Source organism: Paracidovorax wautersii, from assembly GCF_031453675.1.
Classification (GTDB): domain Bacteria; phylum Pseudomonadota; class Gammaproteobacteria; order Burkholderiales; family Burkholderiaceae_C; genus Paracidovorax.
Genome location: NZ_JAVIZX010000001.1, coordinates 2,675,027 through 2,701,556 on the forward strand (window position 1 = coordinate 2,675,027; position 26,530 = coordinate 2,701,556).

General features: G+C 65.5%; 26 protein-coding genes. 13 read left to right on the forward strand and 13 right to left on the reverse strand.

Annotated features, from left to right (window positions below):
* Positions 1-165: 165 nt before the first annotated feature.
* Positions 166-1,401: a molybdopterin molybdotransferase MoeA gene (locus QE399_RS12075; protein ID WP_309829045.1), complete on the forward strand. Its 1,236-nt coding sequence runs from the start codon at positions 166-168 to the stop codon at positions 1,399-1,401.
* Positions 1,398-1,667, forward strand: a complete 270-nt coding sequence (locus QE399_RS12080) for a MoaD/ThiS family protein (protein WP_309829046.1) — start codon at positions 1,398-1,400, stop codon at positions 1,665-1,667. Before QE399_RS12075 ends, QE399_RS12080 begins: the two co-directional genes overlap by 4 nt.
* Before the next feature lie 133 nt (positions 1,668-1,800).
* On the opposite strand, the gene QE399_RS12085 is transcribed toward QE399_RS12080, so the two are convergent.
* The 4 genes from QE399_RS12085 to QE399_RS12100 form a co-directional block, all read right to left on the reverse strand.
* Positions 1,801-2,775: a 4-hydroxy-tetrahydrodipicolinate synthase family protein gene (locus QE399_RS12085; RefSeq protein ID WP_309829047.1), complete on the reverse strand. Its 975-nt coding sequence runs from the start codon at positions 2,773-2,775 to the stop codon at positions 1,801-1,803.
* A gap of 277 nt (positions 2,776-3,052) precedes the next feature.
* Entirely contained in the window at positions 3,053-3,379 is a 327-nt protein-coding gene (locus QE399_RS12090) for a hypothetical protein (RefSeq protein WP_309829048.1), read from the reverse strand.
* A gap of 86 nt (positions 3,380-3,465) precedes the next feature.
* Entirely contained in the window at positions 3,466-3,627 is a 162-nt protein-coding gene (locus tag QE399_RS12095) for a DUF3149 domain-containing protein (protein ID WP_309829049.1), read from the reverse strand.
* A gap of 124 nt (positions 3,628-3,751) precedes the next feature.
* The gene (locus tag QE399_RS12100; RefSeq protein WP_309829050.1) at positions 3,752-4,006 is read right to left on the reverse strand and encodes a hypothetical protein; all 255 of its coding nucleotides are present in this window, start codon (positions 4,004-4,006) and stop codon (positions 3,752-3,754) included.
* Between the two features lie 85 nt (positions 4,007-4,091).
* Here QE399_RS12100 and QE399_RS12105 point away from each other — a divergent pair, with 85 nt between their 5' ends.
* The 7 genes from QE399_RS12105 (at position 4,092) to QE399_RS12135 (ending at position 11,735) form a co-directional block, all read left to right on the forward strand.
* Positions 4,092-4,322 carry a hypothetical protein gene (locus tag QE399_RS12105; RefSeq protein WP_309829051.1) on the forward strand — a complete coding sequence of 77 codons (231 nt, stop codon included), beginning with the start codon at positions 4,092-4,094 and terminating at the stop codon, positions 4,320-4,322.
* On the forward strand, positions 4,319-4,831 hold the full coding sequence (locus tag QE399_RS12110; protein WP_309829052.1) for a molybdenum cofactor biosynthesis protein MoaE: 513 nt from the start codon (positions 4,319-4,321) through the stop codon (positions 4,829-4,831). The genes QE399_RS12105 and QE399_RS12110 overlap by 4 nt, the downstream gene beginning before the upstream one ends.
* 206 nt (positions 4,832-5,037) lie before the next feature.
* Positions 5,038-7,647: an ATP-dependent chaperone ClpB gene (clpB, locus tag QE399_RS12115; protein WP_309829053.1), complete on the forward strand. Its 2,610-nt coding sequence runs from the start codon at positions 5,038-5,040 to the stop codon at positions 7,645-7,647.
* 76 nt (positions 7,648-7,723) lie between these two features.
* The gene (locus QE399_RS12120; protein ID WP_309829054.1) at positions 7,724-8,068 is read left to right on the forward strand and encodes a hypothetical protein; all 345 of its coding nucleotides are present in this window, start codon (positions 7,724-7,726) and stop codon (positions 8,066-8,068) included.
* A gap of 232 nt (positions 8,069-8,300) precedes the next feature.
* Positions 8,301-9,737: a coniferyl aldehyde dehydrogenase gene (locus tag QE399_RS12125; RefSeq protein ID WP_309829055.1), complete on the forward strand. Its 1,437-nt coding sequence runs from the start codon at positions 8,301-8,303 to the stop codon at positions 9,735-9,737.
* A 236-nt stretch (positions 9,738-9,973) separates the two neighbouring features.
* A complete protein-coding gene (locus QE399_RS12130; protein WP_309829056.1) occupies positions 9,974-10,495 on the forward strand; it encodes a GNAT family N-acetyltransferase in 522 nt (173 codons plus the stop codon).
* Positions 10,496-10,541: 46 nt separating this feature from the next.
* The gene (locus tag QE399_RS12135) at positions 10,542-11,735 is read left to right on the forward strand and encodes a methyltransferase (RefSeq protein WP_309829057.1); all 1,194 of its coding nucleotides are present in this window, start codon (positions 10,542-10,544) and stop codon (positions 11,733-11,735) included.
* Between the two features lie 43 nt (positions 11,736-11,778).
* On the opposite strand, the gene QE399_RS12140 is transcribed toward QE399_RS12135, so the two are convergent.
* A complete protein-coding gene (locus QE399_RS12140; protein ID WP_309829058.1) occupies positions 11,779-12,273 on the reverse strand; it encodes a hypothetical protein in 495 nt (164 codons plus the stop codon).
* A 269-nt stretch (positions 12,274-12,542) separates the two neighbouring features.
* Between QE399_RS12140 and QE399_RS12145 the strand changes: the two genes are divergently transcribed.
* Complete coding sequence (locus QE399_RS12145) at positions 12,543-13,505, forward strand: tRNA dihydrouridine synthase (protein WP_309829059.1); 963 nt, start codon at positions 12,543-12,545, stop codon at positions 13,503-13,505.
* Between the two features lie 84 nt (positions 13,506-13,589).
* Here QE399_RS12145 and QE399_RS12150 read toward each other — a convergent pair whose 3' ends face one another.
* The 8 genes from QE399_RS12150 to pilV form a co-directional block, all read right to left on the reverse strand.
* Positions 13,590-15,542, reverse strand: a complete 1,953-nt coding sequence (locus tag QE399_RS12150) for a phospholipase D family protein (RefSeq protein ID WP_309829060.1) — start codon at positions 15,540-15,542, stop codon at positions 13,590-13,592.
* Between the two features lie 162 nt (positions 15,543-15,704).
* Complete coding sequence (gene ribD / locus QE399_RS12155; protein ID WP_309829061.1) at positions 15,705-16,817, reverse strand: bifunctional diaminohydroxyphosphoribosylaminopyrimidine deaminase/5-amino-6-(5-phosphoribosylamino)uracil reductase RibD; 1,113 nt, start codon at positions 16,815-16,817, stop codon at positions 15,705-15,707.
* Between the two features lie 32 nt (positions 16,818-16,849).
* Positions 16,850-17,281, reverse strand: coding sequence for a type IV pilin protein (locus tag QE399_RS12160; RefSeq protein ID WP_309829062.1), 432 nt, complete (start codon positions 17,279-17,281; stop codon positions 16,850-16,852).
* A 27-nt stretch (positions 17,282-17,308) separates the two neighbouring features.
* A complete protein-coding gene (locus QE399_RS12165) occupies positions 17,309-19,342 on the reverse strand; it encodes a pilus assembly protein (RefSeq protein WP_309829063.1) in 2,034 nt (677 codons plus the stop codon).
* 91 nt (positions 19,343-19,433) lie between these two features.
* On the reverse strand, positions 19,434-20,963 hold the full coding sequence (locus tag QE399_RS12170) for a pilus assembly protein (protein ID WP_309829064.1): 1,530 nt from the start codon (positions 20,961-20,963) through the stop codon (positions 19,434-19,436).
* 39 nt (positions 20,964-21,002) lie between these two features.
* Positions 21,003-21,770 (reverse strand): pilus assembly PilX family protein, encoded by a 768-nt coding sequence (locus QE399_RS12175; RefSeq protein WP_405043596.1) that lies wholly within the window; start codon positions 21,768-21,770, stop codon positions 21,003-21,005.
* Positions 21,767-22,645, reverse strand: coding sequence for a PilW family protein (locus tag QE399_RS12180; RefSeq protein WP_309829066.1), 879 nt, complete (start codon positions 22,643-22,645; stop codon positions 21,767-21,769). Before QE399_RS12180 ends, QE399_RS12175 begins: the two co-directional genes overlap by 4 nt.
* Positions 22,646-22,648: 3 nt before the next feature.
* Positions 22,649-23,890, reverse strand: a complete 1,242-nt coding sequence (pilV, locus tag QE399_RS12185; protein WP_309829067.1) for a type IV pilus modification protein PilV — start codon at positions 23,888-23,890, stop codon at positions 22,649-22,651.
* An 82-nt stretch (positions 23,891-23,972) separates the two neighbouring features.
* Here pilV and guaD point away from each other — a divergent pair, with 82 nt between their 5' ends.
* The 3 genes from guaD (at position 23,973) to QE399_RS12200 (ending at position 26,369) form a co-directional block, all read left to right on the forward strand.
* Complete coding sequence (gene guaD, locus QE399_RS12190; protein WP_309829068.1) at positions 23,973-25,247, forward strand: guanine deaminase; 1,275 nt, start codon at positions 23,973-23,975, stop codon at positions 25,245-25,247.
* 109 nt (positions 25,248-25,356) lie between these two features.
* On the forward strand, positions 25,357-25,923 hold the full coding sequence (gene dcd, locus QE399_RS12195) for a dCTP deaminase (RefSeq protein ID WP_309829069.1): 567 nt from the start codon (positions 25,357-25,359) through the stop codon (positions 25,921-25,923).
* 158 nt (positions 25,924-26,081) lie between these two features.
* Complete coding sequence (locus tag QE399_RS12200) at positions 26,082-26,369, forward strand: hypothetical protein (RefSeq protein ID WP_309829070.1); 288 nt, start codon at positions 26,082-26,084, stop codon at positions 26,367-26,369.
* Positions 26,370-26,530: the final 161 nt, after the last annotated feature.

A 26,530-nucleotide genomic window follows, 5' to 3' on the forward strand; every position in this document is an offset into this window, starting at 1 on the left:
GCAAACGCCACTGCCCGAAGGGTTGGAGCGAAATCGGGCGATTGAACGCCTCGAATGCTTGCATGGGCATGAGCCCATGCGGCGCATCCGAAGCGTCCACTCATTCCGATTGCGCTCCAACGCGACCCCTGCGAGATCGTAAACAAGTTCTAAGGACCTTCTCCGATGCGCCCTCCGATGAAGCCGCTGGCCGATGCGCTGGCTGATCTGCTGGCCCAGGCCACCCCGTTGGCCGGGACCGACACCGTGGACACCTTCGATGCCGACGGCCGCGTGCTGCGCGCCGCGGCCGTGTCGCCGCTGCAGGTGCCGCCCCAGGACAACAGCGCCATGGACGGCTACGCCGTGCGCTGCGCCGATGTGGCTGCCGCCGGCGCCGTGCTGCCGGTGTCGCAGCGCATTCCCGCCGGCAGCCTGGGCACGCCCCTGGCCGCCGGCACGGCCGCCCGCATCTTCACCGGCGCGCCGCTGCCCGAAGGGGCGGACGCCATCGTCATGCAGGAGGACTGCGAAGCGCTGGACGAGGGCCGCAGCGTGCGCGTGAACGCCGTGCCCGCCGCGCACCAGTGGATCCGCCGCGCGGGCGAGGACATCGCCCTGGGCGCGCAGGTGCTGGCCGCCGGCACGCGCCTCACGCCCGCCGCCCTGGGGCTGGCCGCCAGCATCGGCCTGGGCCGGCTGGACGTGGCCCGCCGCCCGCGCGTGGCCCTGTTCTCCACGGGCGACGAACTGGCCATGCCCGGCGAGGTGCCGCCCGAGCAGATGAAGCCCGGCGCCATCTACAACAGCAACCGCTTCTTTCTGCGCACGCTGCTGCAGCGGCTGGGCTGCGAGGTGACCGACCTCGGCATCGTCCCCGACCGGCGCGATGCCACCATCGAGGCGTTGCGCAGCGCCAGCGCCTCGCACGACGTGATCCTGACCAGCGGCGGCGTGTCCGTGGGCGAAGAGGACCACATCAAGCCGGCCGTCGAAGCGCTGGGCGCGCTGCACCTGTGGCAGATCGCCATGAAGCCGGGCAAGCCTTTTGCCTACGGCCAGATTCCGCGCGCCGGGGGCGTGGCGCACTTCATGGGGCTGCCGGGCAATCCGGTGTCCAGCTTCATGACCTTTCTGGTGCTGGTGCGGCCCTTTCTGCTGCGCCTGCAAGGCGTGCAGGACGTGGCGCCCAAGGCGTTTGCCGCCACCGCCGGCTTCGATTTGCCGCGGGCCGACAAGCGGCGCGAATTCCTGCGCGTGCGCCAGGGCGCGGACGGGCGCCTGGAGCTGTTCAGCCACCAGGGCTCGGGCGTGCTCACCTCCACCGCCTGGGGCGATGGCGTGGTCGACAACCCGCCGGAAACCCCCATCGCGCGTGGCGACACCGTGCGCTTCATTCCCTTTGCCGAGCTGATGTCATGACCGACGCCGTCCACAAGACCATCGAGGTGCGCTACTTCGCCTCCATCCGCGAAGCCGTGGGCCAGGGCAGCGAAACCGTGCGCACCACGGCCGCCACGCTGGGCGCCCTGCGCGACGAGCTCATCGCGCGCGGCGCGCCCTGGGCCGACTGCCTGGCCCGCGGCCGGGCCGTGCGCATGGCGCTCGACCAGACCATGAGCGGCGACGACGTGGCCCTGGCCGACCGCGCCGAGGTGGCGTTCTTCCCGCCCGTCACGGGCGGGTGATCGCGTTGCAGCGGCGGCTCGCCAGCGTGAGGGTGGACGCTGCATGCTCCTGAAGATGTAGCTGGTTGCGCTTGAAAATAAAGGATTTCGGATAGATTTATATCTGAAGTTTTTGCGTATCAAGCGCAGGCAGCTATGTTCTTGGTAGCGGGTCGCAGCCAACCAACCGCGCCAATACCGCGTCCTGCTGCTCTGCAAGCGCCACCATGTGCTGCGCCAAAGCGGGCGATGCCGCCGTCATCGGCGCCCGCAAGCCGCCCTCCATCTGCCCCTGCGCAGCGAGCAGCGCCTTGATCGGCGCCGGGTTGGGCTCGGCAAAGAACGGCTCCACCAGCGGCAGCAACGCCTGCCAGAGCTGCCGAGCGCGCTGCAGGTCGCCGGCAGCGATCGCCTGCATGCACTGCACCCAGCGCGCCGGCTGCCAATGCGCGCTGGCTGCGATGGCGCCGGCCCCGCCCGCGGCCATGGTGGCGAAGATCTGCGCGTCCTCCCCGGCCAGCACCTGCAGCGCGCCATCGGCGATCAGCGCCTGCGTCTTCGCCGCCTGGCCGCCGCAGTCCTTGAGGGCGCGGATGCGCGGGTGGCGGGCCAGGGCGCGCAGCGTGGCCAGCTCCAGCGTGGCGCCCGTGCGGTAGGGAATGTCGTAGACGATGAGCGGAAAGGCGCTGGCCTCGGCAATGGATTCGAACCAGCCCTGCAGGCCCGCCTGGGACGGACGGACGTAGTGCGGCGGCGGCACCAGCAGGCCCGCCAGCGGGCGGTGCGCCAGGCTGCGCACGCGCGCCAGCACATGGCCCAGGTGGTAGCCGGACAGCCCCATCACCACGGGCAGGCCGTCCGCTGCGGCAAGGACGGTGTCCAGCACCGCGTCCTGCTCGGCTTCATCGAGCGCGGCGGCCTCGCCGGTGGAGCCGCAGGCAACGAGGCCGGCGATGCCCTGGCCGCGCAGGCTGTGCACCAGCGCGCGCAGGGCGGCGTGGTCGACCGGATCGGCTCGATCGGCCTGATCGGCAGGGCCGCGGCGGAACGGCGTGACGAGCGGAATCCACAGGCCGGAGAAATCGGCGACGGGGCCCGCAGGCGTGGGGCGGGAGAGGGGCGATGGCATCGGAACATCCTTCATGGCAGAACACGACCGAAAACAGGCCGTCGGATGGACGCACACGCATGCCGTTCAGGCAGGCGATCGATGCAAGAGAGAAGGGGAAAAGAAAGCCTGCCAGGCGGTTCCGTCGCTCATCCGGACGGAACCGCAGCTCCGGTCAGATGAGCTGGGGGTTTTTTGGCTTTGCCTGCGCAGCCGGGCCTCTGCGGCAGGGCGCAGGAGTCAAGGGTGGCGTGGTGTGCAGACATGGCCGGCAGTATATCCAGCCGGGCGTGGCGGATCAGGCCGGGGGCGTGGCGGCGGGCAGCTCGGGGCAGCGCCACTCCAGCAGTTCGGCCAGGCGCAGCGTGATCCAGCGGGCCTCGGCGGGCGAGACGCCGGCGCCCGCATCGCGCAGGCCGGCGTGGATGCGCAGCAGGATGTCGGACTCTGACGGCGCCTGCACGTGGTAGAGCGTCTGCGCCTGCTCCACCAGGTGGCAGGCGAGGTCTTCGCACAGCTCGTAGCGGGCGCGCACCACGGCGGCCGGCTCCGTGAGGCGGTTGCGCGCGTCGCTGTACACGGCCATGAACGACGGCGGGACGAGGATCTGGTTGTCTTCGGACATGGCGCCATTGTCTGCCCGCCACCGCGCACGGGCATAAAAAAAAGCGCGGACGGCGCCGCGCTTTTGTGGGAGTGGAAGAGGGCCGCTCAGGAGCGCTGCTGCGGGTCCTTCGCGCCGCGTGCTGCCTGGGGCGCATCGCCCTGCGTGAACAGCCAGACGAAGAAGCCCGCCATGCACAGCATGATGCCGATGCCCACGGCGCTGAACAGGCCGACCTGGGTGGTGAAGAGTTCCTTGAGCAGATGCATCGCGCTTTTCCTCCGTCATCGTTGTGGATGGAGGCGATTGCAGCGCGCGGGCAACCGGCGGTCTTTGCGCCACGTCAACGGCGGCGGGCCGTGCCGGCGCCGGGCGGCGGCCGTTTGCGGGCGGTCAATCCGGCACGAAGCGCGATTCGAAGCGCTCCATGTCCTGCGTCAATTCGAAGGTGACGAGCTGGCCCATCTTCATGTCCGACAGCCGGCAGGCCGCGAACAGGCTGTACTTGCCGCGCAGGTCGAAGCTGGGCAGGTCGATCAGCGCGTAGGGGTGGGGCACGAACACCTCGTGCTCGAACACCACGCGGTGCTCGTTGCGCGGGGAGGGGAAGAGCTTGTAGCGGTCGGTGGTGATGGTCTGCGTGGCCATGGCGGGGGTACAGTTCGGTTGTCGCGGGCGCACGGGGTGTGGCCCGCATCCACGCCGCTATTGTCCCAGGAGAAGCTTCGCACCGATGGCCCGCAACCCGAATGAATGGACCCAGAAGATCATGGCCCTGGTCAAGGCCGGCAACGCGCCCGCCGCCACGGCGCAGATCCGCGTGGCGCCCACCGTCGCCGACCTGAAGCGCCTGCAGACGGCGCTGGCCGCGCCCGGCGCGCCCGCGGCCGCCAAGACCCTGCACACGGTGGTCGAGGAGCAGATCGTGGCCCTGTCCGCGCCCCGCCTGCACCGTTCGCCATGAACGGCACGCCCCGTCCGGCCGATCCGTCAGCCCGCGCGCTGGCCTGCGTGGCCATCCAGACCGCCGACTTCGACGTGGCCGCCGAGCTGGCCGCGCTGCGGGCGCAGGATGCGCGCGTGGGCGCCGTGTGCAGCTTCGTGGGCGTGGTGCGCGACCGCAACGAGGGCGACAGCGTCGCCTCGATGGAGCTGGAGCATTACCCGGGCATGACCGAGAAGTCCATCGCCGCGATGGTGGACGCGGCCTACGCGCGCTTCGACATCTTCGGTGCGCGCGTGGTGCACCGCGTGGGCCTGCTGGCGCCGCTCGACCAGATCGTGCTGGTGGCTGTCACGTCGGCCCATCGCGGCGAGAGCTTCCAGGCGTGCGAATTCCTCATGGACTACCTCAAGACCCAGGCGCCGTTCTGGAAGAAGGAAGTCACCCCTTATGGCGCCCGCTGGGTGGATGCCCGCGTGAGCGACGACGCGGCGCTGGCGCGCTGGGGCATCGCCGCCTCCAACGCCTGAAGGCGGCGCGCCGGCCCCGGGTCCCGCGGGTGCCCGGTTTGGGGTGAAATAGGCCTCTGGCGGTTGCTGGATAAGCGCGGGCAGCTATCAATAGGTGAGCGATATGGGCGCATGGCGGTCGTCCCGTGGTCTGCCTCTGCCGCGTGCAGTGCTTGAAAAGTGGCCCGCCTTGCCCCAGATGAACGGCAATTCGGAGGACATTGACCATGCGTCTCGACAAATTCACCACCAAGTTCCAAGAGGCTCTCGCCGACGCCCAGACGCTCGCGCTGGAGCATGACAACGCCTACATCGAACCCGTCCACATGCTGGTGGCCATGCTGCGCCAGGACGACGGCCCGCGCGCGCTGCTGCAGCGTGCCGGCACCAACGTGCAGGGCCTGCTGGCCGCTGCCGAGGGGGCCGTCAAGCGCCTGCCGCAGGTGCACGGGCAAGACCAGGTGCAGGGCGGCCCCGAGCTGGGCCGCGTGCTGCAGGCCACTGAGAAGGAGGCCATTAAGCGCGGCGACCAGTTCATCGCCAGCGAGTTGTTCCTGCTGGCCTTGATCGACAGCAAGGGCGACGCCGCCCAGATCGCCAAGGACAACGGCCTCACGCGCAAGAGCCTGGAGGCCGCGATCGACGCCGTGCGCGGCGGCCAGAAGGTCGACAGCGCCGACGCGGAAGGCCAGCGCGAGGCGCTCAAGAAGTACACGCTCGACCTCACCGAGCGCGCCCGCGCTGGCAAGCTCGACCCGGTGATCGGCCGCGACGACGAGATCCGCCGCGCCATCCAGGTGCTGCAGCGCCGCAGCAAGAACAACCCCGTGCTGATCGGCGAACCGGGCGTGGGCAAGACCGCCATCGTCGAAGGCCTGGCCCAGCGCATCGTGGCCGGCGAGGTGCCCGAGAGCCTGAAGGGCAAGCGCGTGCTGTCGCTCGACATGGCCGCGCTGCTGGCCGGTGCCAAGTACCGCGGCGAGTTCGAGGAGCGCCTGAAGAGCGTGCTCAACGAGCTGGCCAAGGACGAGGGCCAGACCATCGTCTTCATCGACGAGCTGCACACCATGGTGGGCGCCGGCAAGGCCGAGGGCGCCATGGATGCGGGCAACATGCTCAAGCCCGCCCTGGCGCGCGGCGAGCTGCACTGCGTGGGCGCGACCACGCTCGACGAGTACCGCAAGTACATCGAGAAAGACGCGGCGCTGGAGCGGCGCTTCCAGAAGATCCTGGTGGGCGAGCCCAGCGTGGAGGCGACCATCGCCATCCTGCGCGGCCTGCAGGAGCGCTACGAGCTGCACCACGGCGTGGAGATCACCGACCCGGCCATCGTGGCCGCGGCCGAGCTGTCGCATCGCTACATCACCGACCGCTTTTTGCCCGACAAGGCCATCGACCTGATCGACGAGGCGGCGGCCAAGATCAAGATCGAAATCGACTCCAAGCCCGAGGCCATCGACAAGCTCGACCGCCGCCTGATCCAGCTGCAGATCGAGCGCGAGGCCGTGCGCCGCGAGAAGGACGAGGCCTCGCAGAAGCGCTTCGGCCTGATCGAGGAAGAGATCGAGCGGCTGCAGAAGGAGATCGCCGATCTGGAAGACGTCTGGACGGCAGAGAAGGCCCAGGCCCAGGTCGGCAGCCAGCAGGTGCGCGAGCAGGTCGAGAAGGTCAAGCTGCAGATCGAGGACCTGAAGCGCAAGGGCGACTTCAACAAGGTGGCCGAGCTGCAGTACGGCAAGCTGCCCGACCTGGAGCGCCAGCTGAAGGAGGCGCAGGCCAAGGAAGAGGGCAAGGACGGCGCGTCCACGCCCAACCGGCTGCTGCGCACGCAGGTGGGTGCGGAAGAGATCGCCGAAGTGGTGAGCCGCGCCACGGGCATTCCCGTCGCCAAGATGATGCAGGGCGAGAAGGACAAGCTGCTGCAGATGGAGGGCAAGCTGCACGAGCGCGTGGTCGGCCAGGACGAGGCCATCGCCGCGGTGGCCAACGCCATCCGCCGCTCGCGCTCGGGCCTCTCCGACCCGAACCGGCCCACGGGTTCGTTCCTGTTCCTGGGCCCCACGGGCGTGGGCAAGACCGAGCTGTGCAAGGCGCTGGCGGGCTTCCTGTTCGACAGCGAAGACCACCTGATCCGCATCGACATGAGCGAATTCATGGAGAAGCACTCCGTGGCCCGCCTGATCGGCGCGCCGCCCGGCTACGTGGGCTACGAGGAGGGCGGCTACCTGACGGAAGCCGTGCGCCGCAAGCCGTATAGCGTGCTGCTGCTGGACGAGGTGGAAAAGGCCCACCCGGACGTGTTCAACGTGCTGCTGCAGGTGCTGGACGACGGCCGCCTGACCGATGGCCAAGGCCGCACCGTGGACTTCAAGAACACGGTGATCGTGATGACGAGCAACATCGGCTCGCACCTGATCCAGGCCATGGTGGGCCAGGAGTCGGACGACATCAAGGAAGCGGTCTGGGGGGAACTCAAGAACCATTTCCGACCCGAATTCCTGAACCGCATCGACGAGACGGTGGTGTTCCACGCCCTGGACGCGAAGAACATCGAGGCGATCGCACGCATCCAGCTGCAGTTGCTGGAGGCCCGCCTGGCCAAGATGGACCTCACGCTGCAGGTGTCCGACACCGCGCTGGCGGAGCTGGCCAAGGTCGGCTTCGACCCCGTGTTCGGCGCGCGGCCACTCAAGCGTGCCATCCAGCAGCGCATCGAGAACCCGCTCTCGAAGCTGCTGCTGGAAGGCCGCTACGCACCCAAGAGCGTCATTCCGGTCGAGGTTGACCCGGTGACGGCGCCGGGGGTATTCCGCTTCGGCGAGACCGCAACGGGTTAAGCTGGAGACAGGCCGCGGTCGCCGGCACGCACCACCGTGCGGCGGCGAACGCGGCCCTGCCAGAAAGGGGCATGGTTTGAACGATTTGGTGGCCGGCTTGGTCCGGTGGACGCTGCGGCTGGTGGTCGTTGCGATGGGCGTCGTGGTGTTTCTGAGCCTGCTGTTCGCAGCGGCGCTGCTGGCCGCGGTGTGGGGCCTGCGGGCCCTGTGGGCACGCGTGACCGGCCGTCCCGTCATGCCCTGGACGATGCGCATGGACCCGCGCACGGGCTGGAGCACGGTGTACCGCAGCACGGCCCGCTGGTCGGCCCGCGGCGCGGCGACCGGCGCCGAGGCACCGGATGCCGCCCCCGGCATGCGCTCGCGCGAACTGCCCGGCGCGCGCGACGTGAGCGATGTCGAAGCGCGCGAAGTGCGCTGATCAGGCCTCGCACTGTCTTTCTCTCGTAACCGCCTGCGCCGGACCCGCCTTCGCTTCGTGCCGGTGCCGGTGCCGGTGCGACGGCGGCCTATGCGCCTCGCCTTATTTCTCTCTCTCTGCCACGCCGCGCGGGCGGCCCATCCCGGAACGCCGTGGATGAGTGATGCCATTGAGTGGGCTTGGAGACGCCCGTTTACAGGCCGTTGCACGCCCGGTGCCTATGATGCTTGCCATGACGCCTGACGCTATCCGCAACCAGTTCGAAGTCCAACGCCAGGCCAGTCGCGCGCACATCGACGTGCCGCTCTTGGTGCGCCGCGAGCGCCTGCTGCGCATGCGCAAGCTCATCGACGAGCACGGCCCGGCGCTGGCCGCAGCCGTGCAGGCGGACTTCGGCATGCGGTCTCCGCGCCTGACGGAAGTGGCCGATCTGCTGGTGCTGCGGGCGCAGCTCTCGCACACCCTGCGGCACCTGTCGCGCTGGTGCCGCCCGCGCAAGGTGCGCACGCCATTGCACCTGCAGCCCGCGCAGGCCTGGATCGCGCGCCAGCCGCTGGGCGTGGTCGGCGTGATCGCGCCGTGGAACTACCCCGTGCAGCTGGCGCTGGGGCCCGCCATCGCGGCGCTGGCGGCCGGCAACCGCGTGATGCTCAAGCCCAGCGAGCTCACGCCGCACACGTCCGCGCAGCTGGCGGCGCTGGTGGCGCAGTTCTTCTCCCCAGACGAGTTCTGCGTGGTGCAGGGCGATGCGGCCACCGCCGCGCTGATCGCCTCGCTGCCCTTCGACCATCTGGTCTTTACCGGCTCCACCGCCGTGGGCCGCAAGGTGGCCCAGGCCGCCGCCGTCCACCTGACGCCCACCACGCTGGAGCTGGGCGGCAAGTCCCCCTGCATCATCGACGCCGACTGCGACCTGCGCGACGCGGCGCTGAAGATCGCGCACGGCAAGCTGCTCAACGCCGGCCAGACCTGCATCGCGCCCGACTATGTGCTGCTGCCGCACGGCAGCGAGAGCGCCTTCGCCGAGGCCTACCGCGCGGCCGTGGCGCAGCTGTTTCCCTACTTCGAGGGCAATCCCGACTACGCATCGGTCATCAATGCGCGCCACCTGGCACGGCTGCGCACCATGCTGCAGCAGGCCCAGACGCAGGGCGCGCAGATCGAGGTGCTGGAGCCCGTGCCCGGATCGCCCCCGCCGCCGCCGCAGGGCATCGGCGATGGGGTGGGCCGGCAGATGCCGCCGGTGCTGGTGTTCGGCGCCACGCTGAACATGCAGCTGATGCAGGAAGAGATCTTCGGCCCCGTGCTGCCCGTGCTGGGCTACGAGCGGCTGGACGACGCCATCGCCCACATCAACGCCGGGCCGCGCCCGCTCGCCATGTACTGGTTCGGCCGCAGCGAGGCGGTGCGCGACGACGTGCTGCGCCGCACGGTCAGCGGTGGCGTGACGGTGAACGACACGCTGATGCACGTGGCCCACGACAACCTGCCTTTCGGCGGCGTGGGCGACAGCGGCTGGGGGGCCTACCACGGCGAGGCGGGCTTTCTGCGCTTTTGCCACCAGAAGTCCGTCATGGCGCAGTCGCGGTGGTCCCTGGGGCACTGGCTGTATCCGCCGTACGGTGCACGCTTCGACCAGGTGGTGGGGCTGATGCGCCGCTGGCTCTGAGGTTTTCGGCAGGTACGGCGGCCCTCGGGTTGCGGTAGGCGAATGCTATTGAATTGGTAGCTATCTGCGCAGTATTGGCGGGCGGTGCAGCCGATTGGATCGCAAAAGGGCGACTGCCGTAGATTGCATGGGGCGCGGCGCCAGAGGGCGCCGGTGGACCGAGAAATCTCATTTGCGCGACAATCACGGGTTTTTCGTTTTCCCTTCACCGTTTCCCGGTTCGATTGTTTCTCCCCATGTCCAGTATCCAGGTCCGTCCCGCCACCCTCCGTGATGCCAAAGCCATTGCACAGATCCACACGCAATCCGCGACGGAGGCTTACCGCGGTTTGGTTCCAGACGACCAATTGAAATCCATGTCTTCGGTCGAGAAACGCCAGGCCTACTGGCGCGAGGCGATCGAGTATTGCGAGCCCCAGGTCCAGGTCGCCGTCGACGGCGACAAGATCGTCGGCTTCGTCGGCTTCGACCGTTCGCGCGATGAGAAGTCCCGTCCCACCACCGGTGAGATCTGGGCCATCTACGCCGCCCCCACGCACTGGAGCCAGGGCGTCGGCGTGGCCCTGTGGGACGCCGCCCGCGACGGCCTGCAGGAAGAGGGCTGCACCAACGTGACCGCCTGGGTGCCGCTGCGCAACGAACGCGCCTTGCGCTTCCACGAGCTGGCCGGCTTCAAGCGTGAAATGACCACGGCCAAGACGGCCGTGATCGGCGGCGTGAAGATCGAGGAAGTGCGCCTCAAGCGCCCCTTGAACTGAGCCGCGCTGCCTGCACCGAACGTCGTCCACCCCGCCGCGCCTTCGCATGATCCACTGGACCACCACCGCCTCTGGGCAGGAGCACAGCGCGCGCTGGCGCTCCGAAAGCGGCGCCCTGGCGCCGCACCGCGTGGTGCTGGCCGATGACACGCTGGCAGCGGACGCCGCCTACCGCATGGCCTGCGAGGGCACGGGGCTGCTCTGGCAGGGCGACTTCCAGAACGCCCGCCATCTGCTGCAGGCGCTGATGCGCCGCGCGGATGCGCGCTCCGCCGGCCGTGGCGGCAGCGCACGGGGCCGCGGCAAGGGCAGGGCGCCCAAGCCCGCGGCCGCAGCCGCCGGAGTCACGCCCGAACAGGCCTTCCATCTGCACCGGCAGGCGCAGGCCCAGCGGGCCCGTACGCTGGGCCAGGTGCTGATCCCGGTGGAGGGTGACTACCGCATCGCCCTGCGCCGCGCGCCCGACCTGCAGCAGGTGCTGACGCAGGCCTGGGGGCCGGCCACGGGCGAGCCCTGCGTCGTCTCCCTGCGCGAGCTGCTGGGGCTGGTGGGCGCGTTCGAGTGGCGCAAGAAGGGCGTGGAGATTCCCGCCCTGGGCGCCCCCCCGGGCAACCGCATCCACCCGCACTACGGTGTCTTCTCGCCGGTGCGCGGCGAGTACATCGACCTGGTGGCGGCCGCGCCGCTGCCCGCCGGCGCCAAGGCGCAGGCCTTCGACATCGGCACCGGCACCGGCGTGCTGGCCGCCGTGCTGGCGCGCCGCGGCGTGCAGCGCGTGGTGGCCACCGATCAGGACCCCCGGGCCCTGGCCTGCGCGCAGGACAACCTGCAGCGCCTGGGTGCCGCCGCGTCGGTGGAGGTCGTGCAGGCCGACCTGTTCCCGCCCGGCCGCGCCGCGCTTGTGGTGTGCAATCCACCCTGGGTGCCCGCCCGCGCCAGCTCGCCCATCGAGCATGCGGTGTACGACGAAGGCAGCCGCATGCTGCGCGGCTTTCTTGCTGGTGTGGCCGAACACCTGGCGCCGGGCGGCGAGGCCTGGCTGATCCTGTCCGACCTGGCCGAGCACCTCGGGCTGCGCCCGCGCGCACAGCTGCTGGAATGGATCGCTGCGGGCGGCCTGCGCGTGGTGGAGCGGCATGATGTGCGCCCGCGCCACGCCAAGGCCGCCGATTCCACTGACCCGCTGCACGCGGCCCGCGCGGCCGAGCTCACATCGCTGTGGCGCTTGGCCACGGCCTGAGGCGCCGCTGCAGGCCGCGCCGCCGCGCTGCAGGCGTATTGCGCTAGGCCGGCAGCAATTGCTCCATGCGTTCCCGCACCGACGCCGCCCGCTCCGGCCCGGCCAGCAGCGTGATCTCGTCCAGCAGTGCCTCGCTCACGTCGAGCATGCTGCTGCGGTCCCGCGCGTTGCGCAGCGCCTCGTGGAAGCTCTGCGCCAGCAAGGCGTTGCGGCGCGCGAACATGCGTTCGCAGATGTCGAACAGGTACATGCGCGTGCCCGCCAGCGATTTGGGGGCGACGTCTGTGGTGGCCGCGGAGGCGGCGTCGGGTGCCGCGGCCGCGTTGCCGGGAGCGGCGCCTGCGGCGTCCACCGCAACCAGATACCCTTGCTGGACGAGCCCGTCGACGATCTGCGCGCCGCCGCCGCTGTACATCGCGTGCAAGGTCTCCAGTGGGGTGCCGTCGGCCAGCAGGAGCAGGGAGCGCTCACGCAGGCTCAGCGTGCGGACGCCCGGAGACAGTTCCAGGCGGGCTTTGTCGGTTTTGAGCAGCAGCATCGGGGAAGGGAAGGCGGTGCGCCCGCAGCCCCTCGGGCTGCAGGAACCGCCCATTGGAAGCGACCTGCGTGACGCCGTGATGACGCGGCGCGCCCCCAGAATGCAGGCCTGCTGCACGCCCAGCTCTGCTGTGGTCTTGATATGCTATAAAAAATATAGCTGCTTGCGCTTGATGGACGGGTGCAAGCGGCCCAATTGATGATGAATCTGTGTGACCTGCCAATGAAGGACTGCCGTGCGCCGCTGGCATGGCTGGGAGCGGTGCGGCCATGACCACCCTGCTGCTGGCGCCCATGGAGGGGTTGCTCGACTTCGTGCTGCGTGACGTGCTCACCAGCGTCGGCGGCGTGGACCGCTGCGTCTCGGAGTTCATCCGCGTCACCGACAGCCTGCTGCCCGACAAGGTGTTCCTGCGCTACCTCCCCGAGCTGAACCACGGCGGGCGCACGCTGGCCGGCGTACCGGTGCGGGCGCAGCTGCTCGGCTCCGACCCGTCGAGCCTGGCCGAGAACGCCGCGCGGCTGGCTGCGTTGGGCCCGGAGGGCATCGACCTGAACTTCGGCTGCCCGGCCAAGGTGGTGAACCGCCACGGCGGGGGCGCGGCGCTGCTGCGCGAGCCCGAGCGCATCGCGGGCATCGTGGCCGCGGTGCGGCGGGCCGTGCCGGCGCACCTGCCGGTGTCGGCCAAGATGCGCCTGGGCTACGACGACACACGCCTGGCGGTGCAATGCGCGCAGGCCATGGTGGACGGCGGTGCGTGCGAGCTGGTCGTGCATGCCCGCACCAAGGCCGATGGCTACCGGCCGCCAGCCTATTGGGAGCAGATACCGGCCATCCGCGCCGCGGTGAACGTGCCGGTGGTGGCCAACGGCGAGATCTGGACGGTGGAGGACGCACAGCGCTGCCGCGTGGCCTCCGGCTGCGATGCCCTCATGCTGGGCCGCGGCATCGTGGCCGATCCGGGACTGGCGCTGGCGATCCGCGCCGCAGATGCCGGTAAACCTGCCGGGGGCGCCATGCTGGAATGGCCGGCCCTGCTGCCGCATTTGGAGCGCTTCTGGCAGCTGGTGTGCGCCGATCTGGAGCCGCGTCAGCGGGCCGGCCGGCTCAAGCAGTGGCTCAACCTGCTGCGCCGCCGGTTCTCTGAGGCGGAGGCGGCCTACCAGGAGGTGCGCACCATGACGGACCAGCGAGCCATCACCGACTGGCTGGCGGCGCAGCAACCCGAATAGTCGAGGCCGGCCGTGTCGCCGGCTGAGCGGGAGCGCTTCGCTGCGCCGGACGAAGCCTGTGTGTCCCGCGCGGCGATGGGCTCATCAAAGCAAATGGTCCGGCGCCAGCGGCCCCAGCAGCTTGAGCAGCAGCCGCAGGCCCAGGCTGCTGTCGGGGTCGGTGCGCGCATCCTGCAGGCCGCTGCCTTCCGGCGCACGCCACACCAGCCCCCCTCCGTCCTGCCGCTCCACGCGCCAGGCGCCCGTGCGCATCGCATCCTCGATCTGCTCCGATGCCTCGCGCGAGAGTTCGCGGCTGCGGATCAGCAGCGCGATCTCGGTGTTCTGCAACTGCGAGCGCAGGTCGAGGTTCATCGAGCCGATCACCAGCAGCCGCCCATCGACCACCATCACCTTGGAGTGCAGCATGGAGCGCGATTCGCCCGCTGCGCTGGCGCCCGAGCTGCCGAACGCCGAGCCCACGCCCGCCTGTTCGCTGCGCATCTCGTACAGCTCAATGCCCATGTCTAGGAGCTCCTCGCGGTGCCGGGCATAGCCCACGTGCGCGATGGGTGCGTCGTTCGAGGCCAGCGAGTTGGTGAGGATGCGCACGCGCACGCCGCGCGCACGGGCCTCGGCGAAGGCGGCCTTCATGTCGGCGCCCGGTACGAAATAAGGAGAAATGATGAGCAGTTCCTGCCGGGTGCGGCCCATCAACTTGAGCAAACCGTCCACCACCGTGTCGCCGGACGAGGTGGTGGGAATGGCCCGAGGAGGCGCGCCCGAGGTGCCGGTTTCGTCGGCTGCAGGCCCGCCGGCCTCGCTGGCTTGCGCGTTGGACGACGGGGTCGGCGCCCTGGTGGCTGCGTGCGCCGTCTTCTGCACAGCGGCGCGCTGAACGGGAGTGTCTGCGTTCGGGCTGGAACCTTCAGCGCCCGCGGCCGCGGTCACAGCCGCGGCTTCGGCGCTGTCGTCCAGCGGAATCTTGGTGGGCTGGTCCGCCAGCATCACGGCCGGGGCCCAGACGAAGGGCACGGCGCGCAGGTCCATGGCCTGCTTGTTCCAGACGCGCGCGCGCTGCTCGGCCGTGCTGCCTCCAGGGCCGGGCCGGGGCTCGCCATCCGGCGGGGTGGGCCCGCCGGATGTGGTGGCGGACGCGCCAGCCGAGGCGGGGGGCTCCAGCTGCGCCGGGTTGTTGGGTGCTGGTGGGGCTGCTGCACCGCCTCCATCCTGCGCGGCCGCCGTGCTGCCATCGTCGCGCAGCACCTGGGCCCGGATGCGCGCCAGTTCCTCTTGGCTGATCAGCGAGGGCACGGGGTAGGCGCGCGGGTTGTTCCAGTAGGTGTCGAAGCTGCGCGACATCTCCTGCACGATCGGTCCGACGGCCAGCACATCCATGTCGACGAAGTTGGCCGCGTCGGAGATGCCGAAGTAGGCGTCGCCCAGGTTGCGGCCGCCGGTCACGCCCATCACGTTGTCGGCCAGGAACAGCTTGTTATGCATGCGCTGCTGCACCCGCGCAAAGTCCGTCAGGGAGCCCCACAGGCGTCCCACGCTGGAGCCGCGCGGGCCGGACACGGGGTTGAACATGCGCATCTCGATGTTCGGCTCGAAAGCCATGCGCATCACCAGCGCATTGCGCCCCGTGCTGTGGAAGTCGTCCAGCAGGATGCGCACCCGAACGCCTCGGCGCGCCGCGGCCACCACGCCGCGCAGCAGCCGCTCGCTGCTGGCGTCGGCATGAATGGCGTAGTACTGCAGATCCAGCGTTTTCTCGGCCTGCTGGGTCAGGGCAAGGCGGCTGCCGTAGGCATCCTGCGGCCCGCTCAGCAACAGGAAGCCCGAATCCGTGCCGCGGGTGCCTGCAGGGGTGCGTTGCTGCGCGATCTGGCCCAGCGTGGTCTGCGTGGTGGCGGGGAGCGCCGTGGACACCGGGCGGTCGACATGCTGCGGCAGGCTACCGCAGGCGGCCAGTCCGCCGATCACAGCCGCCAGCACCAGCCCCCGAAAGGGCCACGGAAGCCGCACGCCCGCGGGCGCAACAGAAGGAGCAGTCATAGAAGAGGGCGCTGGCGAAGGGGTGGGACGATGGACATGGCGACGGCAGGTATATCCCGCCGTGCACGGTTTGTCACGTCGGACAACTGCGCCGGATCGGTGGTTCGCCCGCAGACCATTTCCACCGTCGGCCCCGCTGGAGAGCGAGCCGGGCGCACCCTCTCAGAAGTCGGCTCGGCCCTTGCCGCGGGCCACGATGCGGAGGTCGGGGCCGATGCGTTCGACGGCGTGGAACTCCAGGGGCATGGCCTGTGACAGCTCGTCCAGCGGACCCCATTGGGCCAGGCCGAGACCGGCGCCCAGCAGCGTCGGGGCCTGGTAGAGCAGCAACTCGTCCACCAGCCCGGCCTGGAGCAGCGCGCCGTTGAGGCGGGCACCGGCTTCCACATGCAGTTCGTTCACGCTGCGCTGGCGCGCAAGATCCTTCACCACCCAGTGCAGGTCGATGTGACCATCGCGCTCCGGAGCGAAGACGATCTCGGCCCCCCGCGCACGCAGCGCGTCGGCTCCTGCCGTGTCGGCATGGGCGCCGGCGTAGATGAACACCTTGCGGTCCGGTACATCGAAAAGACGCGCGTGTGCAGGAGTCTGCAAACGGCTGTCGGCAATCGCCAGATGGGGTTGCCTTGGCGCGGGGGCGTCACGTACATCCATACGCGGGTCGTCCGCCAAAACCGTGCCGATGCCGGTAAGCACGGCGCAGGCGCGCGCGCGCCAGGCATGTCCGTCGGCCCGGGCCTCGGGAGAAGTGATCCACTGGCTCGCCCCATTGGGCAAGGCGGTAAAGCCATCCAGCGAGGTCGCCGCCTTCATGCGCACCCACGGCAGGCCCCGCTGCATGCGGCTGAAGAAACCGAGGTTCAGCTCCCGGGATGCCGCCGCGCCTGGGCCCACTTCGACCTCGACACCAGCGGCACGAAGCCGCTCGAAGCCCTGCCCAGACACCAGCGGGTTGGGATCGGCGATCGACGCGACCACCCGGCGAATGCCCGCCTGGATGAGCGCATCGCAGCAAGGCCCCGTGCGGCCCTGATGGGAGCAGGGCTCCAGCGTGACATAGGCCGTAGCGCCCCGCACATCCAGGCCCGCCGCGGCGGCGCTGCGCAACGCCACCACTTCGGCGTGCGGGCCCCCGGCTTGCTGGGTGAAGCCTTCACTCAGAAGCGCGCCATCGGCAGTGGTGATGACGCAGCCGACGCGGGGGTTGGGGTTGGAAAGACAAAGCGCCTGAGCGGCCAACTCGAGCGCTTGTGAGATGCAGAGATGTGGGTCCATCAGCCCACCATGTTAGCTCGGGTGAGTGCCCATCATTTGGCCCAGCAACTGCTGTCGTAGCCTGTTTCAGAAGCCTTCTTTCCGTTCGCGCCCCGCAGACCATCCTGGCCCAACGTGAAGGTGCCACATTTGTCGCCCGTTTGCGCATTCTTCGGCGCCGCTGACAGGGTATAGGTGGTATCTGTTCGGCTGACCGAAATGGTGTAGGTGTTGGAGGGCACCTTGACCAAAGGCGTTTTGTCGAACTCCGTGTCGGCAGGGTACTTGCCCGAGGCTGTTGCGGCGCGTTCAAGCCACTGAGCAGCTTGCAACAGTCCCGCCCTTGCCTCCGCTCGGTAACCACGCTTGATGTACTCGCGGTAATTAGGGAGGGCGATTGCACTCAGGATGCCAATCACCGCCACGACGATCATGAGTTCGATCAGTGTGAACCCGCCGCTTCTTCTCGGTGCTGGATAGGTCATGCATTCAATCATAGGAAAGATTTCTGCTTATTTCAGTTGACGCCAAGTGGGACGCAAAAGCAATTCGGGCAGCCTGGCAAGCTTGTCTACCTTGCCGTCGTTGCCCTTGCGCACCTGCTCGCCGCGTGTCGCAATACGCAGTTCCTTGCTGGAGGCGGTCATGCGCGCGAAACCGGCGTTCGCGGATGAGTACCCGTTGCCGTCCACGTTCATGACAGGCGGAGTAGGGCCTTTGCCCGACATGATGTTGATCAGAGTGCGAAAGGGCTTTGCCGCTTGAGGTGTGGGCGCGCAGACTTCTTGTCCACTGGCGGTAGCACTGCCTGACGCCGGCACCTCGCTGATGATTTCGAGAATGTTGCTGCCATCGTAAAAATCCAGGCTCGTGAAAACGCGCTCTCCGGGTTCCGGCAAATCCAGATACCACCCTTTTTTCGCCGTGCAGGATGTCGCCCCGGCAGCGCAGCTGTAAACAACTTCTTGCGTGGTGAGCTTCCAGAAGCTCCGGCTGGCGCTATCGCCGGTCCCTGCGGTTTTGCTGGTGTCGTTCACCGATTGTGAGGTCAGCGATGATCGGTCGCCGACCGCTGCGGGGGTTGGCGATGTCGCTATCGTCACTTTGCCCACGTCGTTGCCGGTCGAAGCGATGCTGTACCGGGTGTTGTCCAGGATGGAGTACACGGATTGCGTAGATCGGTCGGTGCGATCCGTCTCCGTGAGGCTTTGCCCCGTGCCAAAAGCCACCATCAGCCCGCCAGCCAGATTGTTGGGACGCAGTACAGGAGGGGCGGTGATGGGCTGTCGACTTGAACTTCCGGTGGCCGCTGAGTAAGTCGCGGTGAACAGTGGGCTACCATTGAACGCGACGCCCCAGTTGGACGCAGTGCCGCTGGAAATGTCGAACTTCCACAGATTGCCTCGCAGGTCACCTGCGTATACGAAGTCGGGCTTACCGTCGGCATTGACGTCAAGGAACTGCGGAGTCGAGAGGCCGTTGCCCGACGCCTCAGCTCCCGAAGTGGCTGCTGGAATGGTCTTAAGCTCTTTGTTGCCGTCCAGATACTGGATAAGCAGTACCGGGCGTTCATTTGCGCTGTTGTATCCGTTCCCCAAAATCAGTGCCCAGCGGTTGTCGTTCGTCTGGGTGATATGTAAAGCACGTTGTTGATTGCTTTCGGCTACCACCGGGGTACCAAAGATATGGCCTATGTCCGCGTGCGCATTGGCATCGGCCGGCTTGCTGGGGGGGGCGGCATCATTGACAGCGGCTGCCGTTTTGTCCAGAACGACCAAGCTGGCAGCATTGGCTTCCGTGAAGTTGCCGGTCACTGTGGAGGTGCCAGCGGCCGGGCCAGGCTTTGTAACATCCAGCACAAAGTATCCGCGGCCGCCCGCGCCCAATGTGCCGGCCAAGTAAGTCCGCCAGTCGGCGGTATCTGCAGTACCGATGTTGACGTCGCCCGACAATGGTGAGCCATCAACGTAGTATTGGTGGGTGTATTCAGGGTTGGAACGGTCCGTTAGTTTGGCCAAATTTTGAATTACGCCGTGGGGAACATAGGCGATCTTCTCAGTGCCATCTTCAGCCGAGAAGCCGTGGAGCATGCCGTCGTTCCCCCCCACATATACCATCGGCAAGCGCGTGCGGTTGGTGGCTGCAAAAGAGCGGTAGCTAGTAGAGGCGTAACCACTGCTGGGCGCGCCCACGTACCAGATGGACGAATTGACGATGTCACCCTGCCGGCTTTTGCGATTGCGAAATGTCGCAGTGCCGCCACGGCTTGCTTCTTTGGTACGGTCACCCCGAACGAAGTTGAGCCGGTCTTCGCCCTTTGAATCACCGCCGAAACTGGCGTTCGTGCCAATGGTCCCCTTGTTCAGCCACATCCGCGCAGTGGCCGTGTTGGTCGCAGTACTGAAATTTGCCCATTTAAACGAAATGCCCTTGTTGGCGCTGGTGCTCGAAAGGTCATAAGAAAGGACCAGTCGGTTGCCCAAATCGGCGGGAAGGATTGCATCCAGTTTGTCGGCGGACGTTACGTTTTTCCGGTCGGACGTCAATCCCCACCCAGCCAAGGGTGACGTTGCCCCCGTCGTGGAAATGGAGTCTGCAGTGACATAGCCGTACCAGCGGTTGTCCAGTGAGTTGGGGTCATCGGCCGCAAAAGTACCTGGTTTGGAAGGATTGCGACCCTACACGACTCACCGATCCTGACGCTGAGGTAAAGCCGCTAACAGGCGCGGTTGTGTCGACGATGATGTCGTCAAAAATATCGGCAAAAACCGCTGTAAGGTCACCACCCGTCACCGGATAGAACTTACCGCGGCTATTGATGGCCATGTGCCACATTTCCTGAGGGCGAACTGCGTCATAGCCTGTCGTAGCACTGCTGCCGTCTGCAGTTGATGACGTCGTGTCATCCCAAAAGGTGTTTCCCACTGCAAGGCTGGAGAATCCTGCGCCGTACATATTTAGGGTCCCTCCGCTCCACTGGGGGGATGTTGAATTGACCTGAGGGAGATTCCCTGCGGATGTCCCATATCCGATCGTATATTGCGTTAGGTGCTGCCACTCCGCCGTATCGTTCTTCGGGTTCCAGTATTCGCTAAAGGTGACGCTGTTGTTGCCGCTGGTGAATGTCTCGGTGCCCGTCTTTCTGACTTTGGGTATTAATCCATTGGGAATGTTGGGTTGAAGGTCTGTAGCCCAGAAATAGAAGGCGATATCCGCCATGCTGGGGTAGGCATAGTAGTCGTATGTATAGGTGGGATTCCACCCTCCCGAGCTAGCCCTGGTGCTGACAACTCTTGTTCCATAGGCGTCTCTGTAGATCTTTGTTTCAGCAGTCGCGTTATCTGCAGAATAGGCTTTTATGCCATAAGGCGATCCGGTGGCTGGTGTCGGCAATGCTGCTATGGATTTTCCGTCGAAATTGCTTATGGTCTTTGTATTACTGGGCGCATCTGGGGTATTGCTGCTTTTGCTGGTGATCGTGCCGATTTTCATATCGGTTTCGAACGACGTGCCGGCCACTGCCGCATTATTAAAGGTGTAATTCCAGCCGCCGTCGGTGAGGAAGATATGGTATGAGCGCCGGCACGCGAGAGGAGAGGAATCTGCGGTGCCAGGTGTGGCATTCCATGGACTATTGTCACCCGTGGTCTGAAGATATTTGCCCGCGTTCCATGCCAATACAGGCGAAGGGGTGCTGCCTGTCGCTGTCAGTCGGTTAACCCAGTTTCCGAAATTAGTCCGATGGGTGCTGGTGAATTTGCCAATTGCATTATCATTGTTGCAGTTGCCATCGCTGGATGGAATGTTGTTGCAAGCAAACGACTGCCATGCAAGACGAAATTGATTTTCGTATTTGTTGCTGTCGATTAAAAGCGAGCGCAATCCGTTTTTGACAAAAGTAATGCGACGGAGGTCCAGGGAGTTGGTGTAGCAATTGCTGGACTGGGTGCCGTTGGAGTTGCCTATCACCTCTCCATTGACATCGCAGAAGTTCATGCTGCCCGACGTGTCTACGGAAAGTATCACATTGGGGATAGGCGCTTTGTATGCTGTGCCAGCAGGATACTGCGCAAAATTGAGCTGCGCTGTCCATGCCGTGACAGGAGTCCACATTGCAGCAATCAAGATGGACAGCAAGGTTGGATGCGGTTTGATATTATTTCGCATGGATTTTGCCTGGCGGTTATCAGTTATCGCTGGAGTGATTTACTCAACGACTTTGATTGAAAGTGCGGATTGAAGTACTACTTCACTATTGGGCTTCGTGCCTCTCGCGAGCGCAGTGATCCGATAAATGAAAAGTTTTCTCCGGGCTGGAGCAAACCTGTCTACGTTCGAACCTGCTGGCAGCCCTGCCAACAGCGCTATGTTCGGATCCATGTAAGGCATCATTTCTACCCAGTACCAAGCACCTTTTCCCGCGCTGGTCTCGGAAAGGACGGGGTTCGCTGTAGATTTGGCATCGGCCCCGGTGAATTGACCGTAGCGCGCCCCGATGTTGGTGGCAATCATCGCGCTCAACATCGACGAATCGTTCCAGAAGTCTTGGGCTCCTGTTCTTTTGTGGCAGATGCCTTTGTAGCATTTTGCTGTCGCGCTATTGGTTTGGATAGTGCTCAAGACGCCGTCGAGTTCTTTGGTTTCAATATCAAAATAGACCGATGTGGTTCTTCGGCATACGTCGCCCCCGCCGGAGGTTTCGTCCGGCGTGCAAATGGTGCCGTCGGGCTTTACTCCTCTAATATCGAATTCCGCGTCTTGCAGCATGGCTTGCGCGGCCTCGAATGTTCGCTGATAGTCAGCATCGTTGCCGACGAGTATTTCATTAAAAATTGAACTGCGCGCGGCCCACAGAGCGAGGAGCATGGACAGCATGACGAAAACAATGACAACGAATAGTGCCAGTCCGCGCTGTCGATAAGCAGGCGATTTTCCGCTCACGGGTCTGAGTCGAGATTGAGCTGCGGGTGTCATACCTGTCCCTGGCTCCTGATCTGGTACACGTTGCGGAAAACCATTTTGAGCCGGTTTCCGTAAGAAATTTCTGTCCCGCTGCAATTGATATAGGTGGCTGCTGGTGTTGGTGTTTCTTCACTGCCGGTCAATTCGAGGCAGACCTCAATGGCATAAATGGAACTCCACTGGGTAATTGTGCTGGCATCGGAAATGTATTTCAGCGTTGTTGTATTGGGCACCTGCTGGACATAACGGGTTTTAAAATCGGTGACATTGCCTATGATTGCTTGAGCTCCCGTGCTGCCCTGGCCAGTGCAAACCAGTTCATTAGTGCTGGCCTTCCGCTCAAACTTGCTCGTCAATATCGCATAAGTAGGAGCCGTGCTGCCACTGGCAACCGGGTTTTGTCCAAGACAGTCGCGCAGCAGAATGCCGCTGGTTGGAAGGGATGCCGGCGGAGTCGGTGCAACGGTTTCTGCGTAGTTTTGGAATCCGACCGTGAAGTTGGGACTTGACGCTGAGGTAACGGTGACCGTGCTGCTCGCACGGTCGAATTGAGCCCTCGCCCCCGTGGGATCGGGGGGGTCAAATGCGACCGGACTCATGGCTGCGTCTACGCCGCTGGCAGGGACCATGCTTGGCGCCAGGCTCAATTCCAGGCTGCCGGCCTGGCGAATCTGTTGCCCAATGATCCGGAAGGCATACGAGGCTTGCTGTTGCAGAAGTGTGGCGTCCGACACGGTTCCTGTAATGCCGCGCGATGTCATGAGCGCAACCATGGCCACGGCGACGACGATCAGCCCGATGGCAATTCCGACCATCAGCTCAAGGAGCGTCACACCTCGTTGTCGGTGTCGGTGGCGGTCGGGAACGGAGTGCATAAGAAAGTCCATGGCTCAGTTGGGACAGTACAGAGTGGCCCCGCCCACGCCCCAAGGCGCGCAACGCTGCGTAGGCTGGATGTACTGAAGATGGCACAGGTGACCATCGGTACATTGAATCGCTTGGTCTGCGGCGTCGGTTCCGGAGACGGCCATTGGCGCGTTGAGTGCAGTCTTTTCCGCGGTACTGAGAGCGTTGCCCGAAGAACTGAAACGGCTCTCGGTCCAGCTGATCAACACGCCCAACTGCCGTCCACCGCCTTTGGGAACAAATACCGTGGCGTCCCCGTCAGGCAACCCACTTGTCACCGCTGTACGCCATTGCTTGATGTCGAATTTTGCGAGGTCGGCAGGGTTGCATGCTGTGGACGTGCAGTCGGTGGTTACCGACGTTGGCTTCGTCGTGTAGGTGCTTAAATTGCCAAGCGCATCAGGATTGTTCTGAATTCGTTCACTCAAGTCCTCGATCAGTCGAATGGCCTGTGCTCGCCTGACCCCGGCTTGCGTATCGGTAAGAGTGCGCATTTGCACACCGACAATGCCGAGAATGCCAAGGGCCATGACTACGATGGCAATAAGTGATTCCAGCAACGCAATGCCGCGCTGCGGTTTGGATCTGCTGGCTGTGCGTTCGGACTTTACGAGCATGGCACGTCCTCCTGGTTGATGACCCTTACCCGCCCACCAGTAGCCATGCACACCCCTTTGGTCGCTGGAGAAGAGATGCCGTCCGCGGGTGCGACGGTAAATCCCAATAGATTTGCGCCATTTGCCCCTCCCCACCGATTGATGGCGATGGATTTGCCGCTCGGTTTTTTTGGTCACTGTGACATTGCCCGAAGGGGTGAAACGCTGTATCTCCTCGCCAGCGTCCCAGACGCCATCCCCGTCAGCGTCCACAAATACCACCCAGCCACAATCCCAGTCTTGATTCGTATCGGCAGAAACGCAGCCAGGGGCCTTGGATTTGGCTATTTTTTCGATGTAAACATTGCCGCCCCGTTTGAGCGCCTCTGAGCGCGCGTAGTACAGCGTGGTCTTCAGGCCGTCCACGGTCTGCAACACGTGCCAGCGTTCGATCAGTAACTTAAAACTGGGGGCAGCGATAGCCATGAGAATTGCCAGGATCGAAACTACGACCATCAACTCGATGGCTGTGAATCCGTGGTGACGGCGTGCTGAGTACATAGAGTCGGGTTGCAGCGGGTCAGCAAATGTTACGGAAATGTTAGTGTCTTTCGCGCCGTCATAGGGCACCGTCGGTCTGCTGGCTACATCCGTTGAGCATCCTGTGCATGCTCGCCGGTAAGCTCGTGCCTATCTAGTTTGTGAGGGTTACATGCAGGTTTACCGTTGTGCACTTTTGCGGTTTCTCCGGGATGGTCGCGCTGTTTTTGATCAGGATGGTTTGTTGGCCGTCGCCGCGGTGGCGGGGAAGTGCGGTCGGGTAGCTGCTGCTGGGCCTTGGTGTGAGCTGCATTCGCGCTATCAGGGCGCGCCAGTCACCCACTGGCCCGGCCGCATCATCGCCCCCGGTTTCGTCGACCTGCATGTCCACTTTCCCCAAACCGACGTCATCGGCTCCCCAGCAGCGGGCCTTCTGCCCTGGCTGGAGAACTACACCTTCCCGCATGAATCCCGCTTTGCCGACGGCAACTATGCGGCCTCGGTGGCGCAGGTGTTCCTGGACGAGCTGCTGCGCAACGGGGTAACCACGGCGTTGGCGTTTGCCACGTCCCACCCCGCGTCTGTGGATGCCCTGATGGGCGAAGCTGCGGCGCGCCGGCTTCGGCTGGTTGCTGGCAAGGTGCTCCAGGATCGCAACTCCCCCGATGGGGTCCGCGACGAAACCGAGCAGTCGCTGCGCGATACCGAGACCCTGATCGGCCGTTGGCATGGCAATGGCCGCCTGGGTTACGCCATCACGCCGCGGTTCGCGCCCAGCTGCAGTGCGGCCCAGCTGCGAGGTGCCGGCGAGCTGGCGGCACGCTATCCGGATGTTTGGATCCAGTCGCACGTGGCCGAGAACAAGGACGAAATCCGCTGGGCGCGCGAGCTGTTCCCCGATGCGCGCAGCTATCTCTCCATCTACGACGACTTCGGGCTGATGCGTGAGCGCGCGATCTACGCCCACTGCATCCACTTCGACGACGAGGATCGCGCGCTGATGCGGTCCACGGGCGCGGCGGCCGCCGTCAGCCCGACCAGCAATCTGTTCCTGGGCAGTGGGTTCTTCGATTACGAGGGCGCTGACCGCGTGGGCTTCCAGTACGGTCTGGCGAGCGATGTGGGGGGCGGCACCAGCTTCAGCCCCTTCCACACCATGTTGGCTGCGTATTACGTGGGCCGCGAGGGGCAGACCAAGCCCGGTGTGAGCCTCAGCCCGCAGGCGCTGTGGTGGCAACACACGGCTGGCGCCGCGCGTGCGCTGGGGTTGGAGGGCGTCATCGGCAACCTCCAGCCGGGGTGCGAGGCGGACTTCGTCGTCCTCAATCCCCAGGCGACCCCGTTGCTGGCGCGCAAGACTGCCCAGGCCGGCAGCCTGGACGAGCTCTTGTTTGCACTGATCGTGCTGGGCGACGACCGGGTGATCGAGCGTACGGTCATTGCCTAGCCAAATGGCCCGCAGCGCTCGATCCGTTTGTGCGGACTGCTATCTTTGTTGACGAGGTAAAGGGCCGCGCAGGAGGGCGCCGCCTAGAATGGCGCGTAGGAGTGACGCAATGACTATCAAGAGTGACAAGTGGATCCGCCGCATGGCCGAGCAGCACGGGATGATCGAGCCGTTCGAACCCGGCCAGATCCGCGAGAGCGATGGCCGCAAGATCATCAGCTATGGCACGAGCAGCTACGGCTACGACATCCGCTGTGCGCCGGAATTCAAGGTCTTCACCAACATCCACAGCACGGTGGTAGACCCGAAGAACTTCGATGAAAAGAGTTTTGTCGACTTCGAGGGCGACAGCTGCATCATTCCGCCCAACAGCTTCGCACTGGCGCGCACGGTGGAGTACTTCCGCATTCCCCGCAACGTGCTGACCATTTGCCTGGGCAAGAGCACCTACGCGCGCTGCGGCATCATCGTGAATGTCACGCCTTTCGAGCCGGAATGGGAAGGCTACGTCACGCTCGAATTCAGCAACACCACCCCGCTGCCTGCACGCATCTATGCGGGAGAGGGCTGCGCGCAGGTGCTGTTCTTCGAAAGCGACGAGGTCTGCGATGTCAGCTACAAGGACCGTGGCGGGAAATACCAGGGGCAGAGCGGCGTGACGCTGCCCAAAGCGTAAAACCCCCGCCTGCCTCCGACGTAGCGGCGAAACGGCTTGCGAGCCGCCACGAGGCTTTGTCCTACAGCAAGTTGGCTCCGTCGAGAGGCGCGATGGAAGGCGGCGGTTTCTAGCATGGCAGCAGATTCATCTCGCAATGTCTGTTGCCAAGCCTCACCATGTACGCCGCTAATGCTGTCGTTCCCGCCTCCCATCCTGTGCTCGCTCTGGATGCTGACGTCCTGGCCTCCCGAGTGCCCGCAGGTCGGTGTGCCGGCACCTACTGGCCCGCGGAGACGTTGAACGTCTTCATGCTCCGCATGGCCGCTGCAGGCCATTGCGTGAATGCGGCCATGATGCTTGGCGATCGGGACTATGCCCTCCAGCAATTGACCGTGGCACTGGCCTTGCAGGACCAGGCGTTGCAGGATCTGGCAAGCGAGTTGCGCTCCTATTTCAAGTTCTGAGCCCTTCCTGGACGGGCGGCTGGCACTTTGAAATCCTGACGTTGGGGTGCCGCTGGGCGGACAGTACGTACCGCCTCGCGTCCGACAAGGCCTCTCGCCTTTTGCGCTGCTTTTACAAGGCCGCTCGTCCATAGGATCAGGACATCTCATTTGAAGGAGTT

Coding starts and splice junctions, on each gene's coding strand:
- QE399_RS12160 (WP_309829062.1), bottom strand. CDS start 17,281: ATGACCTATCCAGCACCGAGAAGAAGCGGCGGGTTCACACTGATCGAA.
- QE399_RS12130 (WP_309829056.1), top strand. CDS start 9,974: ATGTCCAGTATCCAGGTCCGTCCCGCCACCCTCCGTGATGCCAAAGCC.
- QE399_RS12125 (WP_309829055.1), top strand. CDS start 8,301: ATGACGCCTGACGCTATCCGCAACCAGTTCGAAGTCCAACGCCAGGCC.
- QE399_RS12175 (WP_405043596.1), bottom strand. CDS start 21,770: ATGACACCCGCAGCTCAATCTCGACTCAGACCCGTGAGCGGAAAATCG.
- dcd (WP_309829069.1), top strand. CDS start 25,357: ATGACTATCAAGAGTGACAAGTGGATCCGCCGCATGGCCGAGCAGCAC.
- QE399_RS12145 (WP_309829059.1), top strand. CDS start 12,543: ATGACCACCCTGCTGCTGGCGCCCATGGAGGGGTTGCTCGACTTCGTG.
- QE399_RS12170 (WP_309829064.1), bottom strand. CDS start 20,963: ATGCGAAATAATATCAAACCGCATCCAACCTTGCTGTCCATCTTGATT.
- ribD (WP_309829061.1), bottom strand. CDS start 16,817: ATGGACCCACATCTCTGCATCTCACAAGCGCTCGAGTTGGCCGCTCAG.
- clpB (WP_309829053.1), top strand. CDS start 5,038: ATGCGTCTCGACAAATTCACCACCAAGTTCCAAGAGGCTCTCGCCGAC.
- QE399_RS12140 (WP_309829058.1), bottom strand. CDS start 12,273: ATGCTGCTGCTCAAAACCGACAAAGCCCGCCTGGAACTGTCTCCGGGC.
- QE399_RS12200 (WP_309829070.1), top strand. CDS start 26,082: ATGTACGCCGCTAATGCTGTCGTTCCCGCCTCCCATCCTGTGCTCGCT.
- QE399_RS12110 (WP_309829052.1), top strand. CDS start 4,319: ATGAACGGCACGCCCCGTCCGGCCGATCCGTCAGCCCGCGCGCTGGCC.
- QE399_RS12090 (WP_309829048.1), bottom strand. CDS start 3,379: ATGTCCGAAGACAACCAGATCCTCGTCCCGCCGTCGTTCATGGCCGTG.
- QE399_RS12150 (WP_309829060.1), bottom strand. CDS start 15,542: ATGACTGCTCCTTCTGTTGCGCCCGCGGGCGTGCGGCTTCCGTGGCCC.
- QE399_RS12105 (WP_309829051.1), top strand. CDS start 4,092: ATGGCCCGCAACCCGAATGAATGGACCCAGAAGATCATGGCCCTGGTC.
- QE399_RS12180 (WP_309829066.1), bottom strand. CDS start 22,645: ATGGACTTTCTTATGCACTCCGTTCCCGACCGCCACCGACACCGACAA.
- QE399_RS12075 (WP_309829045.1), top strand. CDS start 166: ATGCGCCCTCCGATGAAGCCGCTGGCCGATGCGCTGGCTGATCTGCTG.
- QE399_RS12085 (WP_309829047.1), bottom strand. CDS start 2,775: ATGCCATCGCCCCTCTCCCGCCCCACGCCTGCGGGCCCCGTCGCCGAT.
- QE399_RS12080 (WP_309829046.1), top strand. CDS start 1,398: ATGACCGACGCCGTCCACAAGACCATCGAGGTGCGCTACTTCGCCTCC.
- QE399_RS12135 (WP_309829057.1), top strand. CDS start 10,542: ATGATCCACTGGACCACCACCGCCTCTGGGCAGGAGCACAGCGCGCGC.
- QE399_RS12095 (WP_309829049.1), bottom strand. CDS start 3,627: ATGCATCTGCTCAAGGAACTCTTCACCACCCAGGTCGGCCTGTTCAGC.
- guaD (WP_309829068.1), top strand. CDS start 23,973: ATGCAGGTTTACCGTTGTGCACTTTTGCGGTTTCTCCGGGATGGTCGC.
- QE399_RS12100 (WP_309829050.1), bottom strand. CDS start 4,006: ATGGCCACGCAGACCATCACCACCGACCGCTACAAGCTCTTCCCCTCC.